The sequence below is a fragment of the Mesorhizobium sp. M2A.F.Ca.ET.037.01.1.1 genome (assembly GCF_003998075.1).
GTDB lineage: Bacteria > Pseudomonadota > Alphaproteobacteria > Rhizobiales > Rhizobiaceae > Mesorhizobium.
In genome coordinates this window covers 1-4,778 of the sequence record NZ_RZSA01000503.1, presented here as the reverse complement: position 1 = coordinate 4,778, position 4,778 = coordinate 1, and the positions used below count along the sequence as shown (strand labels likewise).

4 protein-coding genes are annotated in these 4,778 nt (G+C 65.7%); all 4 read right to left on the bottom strand.

The features are described from left to right. A partial coding sequence (locus EOA27_RS22555) for a DHH family phosphoesterase (protein WP_189562083.1) occupies nucleotides 1-1,126 on the bottom strand: 1,126 nt, incomplete at its 3' end. Nucleotides 1,127-1,264: 138 nt separating this feature from the next. Further along, nucleotides 1,265-2,248: a class II fructose-bisphosphatase gene (glpX, locus tag EOA27_RS22550; RefSeq protein ID WP_126082340.1), complete on the bottom strand. Its 984-nt coding sequence runs from the start codon at nucleotides 2,246-2,248 to the stop codon at nucleotides 1,265-1,267. Nucleotides 2,249-2,433: 185 nt separating this feature from the next. Beyond that, nucleotides 2,434-3,747 carry a homoserine dehydrogenase gene (locus EOA27_RS22545; protein ID WP_126082339.1) on the bottom strand — a complete coding sequence of 438 codons (1,314 nt, stop codon included), beginning with the start codon at nucleotides 3,745-3,747 and terminating at the stop codon, nucleotides 2,434-2,436. 41 nt (nucleotides 3,748-3,788) lie between these two features. Further along, on the bottom strand, nucleotides 3,789-4,778 hold a 990-nt coding region (locus EOA27_RS22540), incomplete at its 5' end, for an LL-diaminopimelate aminotransferase (RefSeq protein WP_127257222.1).

Below are 4,778 nucleotides of genomic sequence, written 5' to 3'. Positions count from 1 at the left end.
CCGTGACGATGACCGCCGGCCCGTTGCCGCCGGCAAGCTCGGCATCGGCCTCGGCACGCGCCTGCGCCAGCATCTCCTGCTCCATCTGCTGCCGTTCCTGGTTCAGCCGGTCGAGCGTCTCGGCGATGCTTGCTGCCTCGACGGGATCGTCGGTGGCTAGAAGCCGGCTGCCGAGCGCGGCATCGCCGATGCGGCCGCCGGCATTGATGCGCGGGCCGATCAGGAAGGACAGATGGAAGGGGTTGATCGGCTCGCCGATGCGCGAGACCCGCGCCAGCGCCGCCAACCCCTCATTCTTCTGCTGGCGCAACACCTGCAGCCCCTTGACGATGAAGGCCCGGTTGACGCCGGTGAGCGGCACCACGTCGCACACCGTCGCCAGCGCCACCAGATCGAGCATTGAAAGCAGATCGACGGGCGCGGCATCCGGCAGCCTTTCGCGCAGCAGCTTTGCCGTCTGAACCAGGCACAGGAAGACGACGCCCGCGGCGCACAGATGCCCCTGCCCCGACAAATCGTCCTCGCGATTGGGATTGACCACGGCCGCCGCCGGCGGCAGCGGGCCGCCGACCTGGTGGTGGTCGAGCACCACCACGTCGGCGCCGGCTTCCCTGGCCGCCTCGATCGAGGTCGCGCTGTTGGTGCCACAATCGACGGTGACGATCAGCTTGGCGCCGCGCGAGATCAGTTCCCGCATCGCTTCCGGATTGGGCCCGTAGCCTTCGAAGATGCGGTCCGGGATATAGATTTCCGACGGCACCGAAAAATGCGTGAGGAAGCGTTTCAGGAGCGCCGACGAGGCGGCACCGTCGACATCGTAGTCCCCGAAGATCGCCACTTTTTCGCGGGCGACGATCGCATCGGCGAGCCTCGACGCCGCTTTCTCCATGTCGGTCAGCGATGCCGGGTTCGGCAGAAGCTCGCGGATGGTCGGATCGAGGAAGCGGTCGGCCTGCTCAGCGCTGACGCCGCGCCCGGCAAGCACCCGCGCTACGATGTCGGGCACGCCGTGGCCCTGCGCGATCGCCAAGGCGGCCATGTCCTGCCGCTCGGTCAGCCGGTGTTGCCAGGAAACACCGGTCGCCGACTGCCTGACATCGAGGAAGAACCGTTTCTCGCCCGTCATGCGACGCGCCGTCTGCACATCATCTTGGGCAGATATCAATATGCGACGGCGGGAGCAATTCGGCGCAAGCGAGCAATCCGGGGAAAAGTGTGGAAGGTTTTTCCCCGGAACGCCGCGGTGGCGCTCAAATGGGCGAAATCAGAACTTATCCAGATCCTGGTGGCGCGCCTTGATCTCGCGGACCGTGCGCGAGGACGAGCGCAGCACGATGGTATGCGTGGTGATGAAGGTGCGGCCGAACTTCACCCCGTCGAGCAGATTGCCGTCGGTAACGCCGGTCGCCGCGAACAGCACGTCGCCGCGCGCCATGTCCTGGGCGCGATAGACCCGCTTCGGGTCGGAAATGCCCATCTTCTCAGCCCGTGCCACCTTTTCCGGCGTGTCGAGGATCAGCCGGCCCAGCATCTGCCCGCCGGTGCAGCGAAGCGCCGCCGCCGCCAGCACGCCTTCCGGCGCGCCACCCGTGCCGAGATAGATGTCGATCCCGGTCTCGTCCGGATCGGTGGTGTGGATGACGCCGGCGACATCGCCGTCGCCGATCAGCCGTATCGCCGCACCCGTGGCGCGCACGGCGTCGATCAGCTTGGCGTGACGCGGCCGGTCGAGGATGCAGGCCGTAATGTCGGAAATGGCCACGCCCTTGGCCTTGGCCAGATTGGCGAGGTTCTCGGCCGGCGAGGCGTCGATGTCGATCAGGCCTTCCGGATAGCCGGGGCCGATGGCGATCTTGTCCATATAGACGTCTGGTGCAAACAGCAGGCTGCCCTTTTCCGCGATGGCGATGACCGCAAGCGCGTTGGGCAGGTTCTTGGCGCAGATCGTGGTGCCTTCCAGCGGATCTAGCGCGATGTCGACGGCCGGGCCTTTGCCGGTGCCGACCTCTTCGCCGATATAGAGCATCGGCGCCTCGTCGCGCTCGCCCTCGCCGATCACCACCGTGCCCTTGATGGCCAGCCGGTTTAGCTCCTGACGCATCGCATCGACCGCCACCTGGTCGGCTGCCTTCTCATCGCCACGCCCGCGCAGCCTGGCGGCCGCGACGGCGGCGCGCTCGGTGACGCGCACCACTTCCATGGTGAGGATCCGGTCGAGGCCGGCAGTGATGTTCTGGGCGATGTTCATGGATGGGCGTTCCTCGTTGTCTGTTTGCGTCGAGCAATCCCAGAACGGTTGAGCGCCGGAATTGCTCCGCCTCCCGCCAGAGGCGGGCTTCTTCTGGCAAAGCTCCATGACAACGGCAAGACTTGCCACGTCAGTTTTTGAAATGGCAGCAAAATCAATCGATTGAAGACGGAATCGGACCTGGCTTATTCCGCCCGCTCGATGCGGATCACTTGCGGTTTGTCGGTCAGATGGCCGTCCTTGGTGATGCCTTCGACCGCCTTGCGCACCGCGGCTTCCGTCGTCTCGTGGGTGACGAGGATGACCGTTTTCTGCGCCTGGGTCTCCGCGCTGGCCGCCTGCTGGACGATCGATTCCAGCGAGATGTCGTTGTCGGCCATGCGCTTGGCGATGGCCGCGAAGACGCCGGTGCGGTCATGCACGGTCAAGCGAATGAAGTAGCCGCCGGCATGGCTGCGCATCTGCGCTTTCTTATAGGGCTTCAGTTCCTTCGCCGGCCAGCCGAACACCGGAGCGTGCTGGAACCCGGGCCGGCTCTTGGCGATGTCGGCAATGTCGCCGATCACCGCCGAGGCGGTGGCGTTGCCGCCGGCGCCTGGACCGGAAAGCAGAAGCTCGCCCAGAATGTCGGTCTCTATCGCCACGGCATTGGTGACGCCGTGTACCTGCGCGATGACGGACGCCGTCGGTACCATCGTCGGGTGCACCCGCTGCTCGATGCCGCTGTCGGTGCGTTGCGCGACGCCCAGCAGCTTGATGCGGTAGCCGAGATCGGCCGCCGCGCGGATGTCTGCCTGGCTGATGTTGGAGATGCCTTCCATATAGATGTCGTTGGCGGCGATCTTCGTGCCGAAGGCAAGGCTGGTCAGGATCGACAGCTTGTGGGCCGTGTCGTGGCCTTCGATGTCGAAGGTCGGGTCGGCCTCGGCGTAGCCCAGTCGCTGCGCGTCCTTCAGGCAGGCATCGAACGAGATGCCCTCGGCTTCCATGCGGGTCAGGATGTAGTTGCAGGTGCCGTTGAGGATGCCGAAGACACGCGTCACCGCATTGCCGGCCATTGCCTCGCGCATCGTCTTGATGACGGGGATGCCGCCGGCCACCGCCGCCTCGTAATTGAGCAGAACACCCTTCTTCTCGGCGATCTCGGCAAGCGCCACGCCATGCTTGGCAAGCAGCGCCTTGTTGGCGGTGACGACATGCCGGCCCGCCTCGAGCGCCGCCTTCACCGCCAGCCGCGCCGGCCCTTCGTCGCCGCCGATCAGCTCGACAAAGACGTCGATGTCGGCCTTTTCGGCCATTTGGACCGGATCGTCGAACCATGTCGCGGCGCTGAGATCGACGCCGCGGTCGCGTTTCCGGTCGCGGGCGGAAACCGCCGTCACGACGATGTCGCGTCCGCATTGGCGGGTGAGCTCCGCCGCCTTGTCGCGCAGCACGCGCGCCACCGAGGCGCCAACCGTGCCGAGGCCGGCAATTCCAACACGCAACGCTTCAGCCATGTCCGGCGACGCCCCTCAAAATCCAGAAATATTAGGCAGACTCAGCGCCGAGCGGCGAGCGGCACCACATTGTTGGGCTGCTTGGCGGTTGATGCCAGGAAGCGCTTGATGTTGCGCGCGGCCTGACGGATCCGGTGCTCGTTCTCGACCAGCGCCACGCGCACATAGTCGTCGCCATGCTCGCCGAAGCCGATGCCCGGCGCCACCGCGACATCCGCATGCTCGATGAGCAGCTTGGAGAATTCGAGCGAGCCGAGATGGCGGAACTGTTCCGGGATCGGCGCCCAGGCGAACATCGAGGCCGCGGGCGCGGGAATGGTCCAGCCGGCGCGGCCGAAGGAATCGACCATCACGTCGCGCCGCTTGTGGTAGACCTCGCGCACCTCCTCGATGTCGGCGCCGTCGCCGTTCAGCGCATGCGCCGCCGCCACCTGGATCGGCGTGAAGGCGCCATAGTCGAGATAGGACTTCACCCGCGTCAGCGCCGAGATCAGCCGCTCGTTGCCGACGGCGAATCCCATGCGCCAGCCCGGCATGGAGAAGGTCTTCGACATCGAGGTGAACTCGACGCAGATATCCATCGCGCCCGGCACCTGCAGCACCGAAGGCGGCGGATTGCCGTCGAAATAAATCTCGGAATAGGCAAGATCGGACAGGATGATGATGTCGTTCTTCTTCGCGAAGGCGACCACGTCCTTGTAGAAGTCGAGCGAGGCGACCAGCGCCGTCGGATTCGACGGATAGTTGAGGATCAGCGCCAGCGGCTTCGGGATCGAATGGCGGATACCGCGCTCGACCGCCGGGATGAAGCCGTCGTCGGGCTCGACCTGCAGCGAGCGGATGACGCCGCCCGACATGATGAAGCCGAAGGCGTGGATCGGATAGGTCGGATTGGGGCACAGGATGACGTCGCCCGGCGCGGTGATCGCCTGCGCCATGTTGGCGAAGCCTTCCTTCGAGCCGAGCGTGGCCACCACCTGGGTGTCGGGGTTGAGCTTCACGCCGAACCTGCGGGCATAGTAGTTGGCTTG

Coding starts and splice junctions, on each gene's coding strand:
- EOA27_RS22545 (WP_126082339.1), bottom strand. CDS start 3,747: ATGGCTGAAGCGTTGCGTGTTGGAATTGCCGGCCTCGGCACGGTTGGC.
- glpX (WP_126082340.1), bottom strand. CDS start 2,248: ATGAACATCGCCCAGAACATCACTGCCGGCCTCGACCGGATCCTCACC.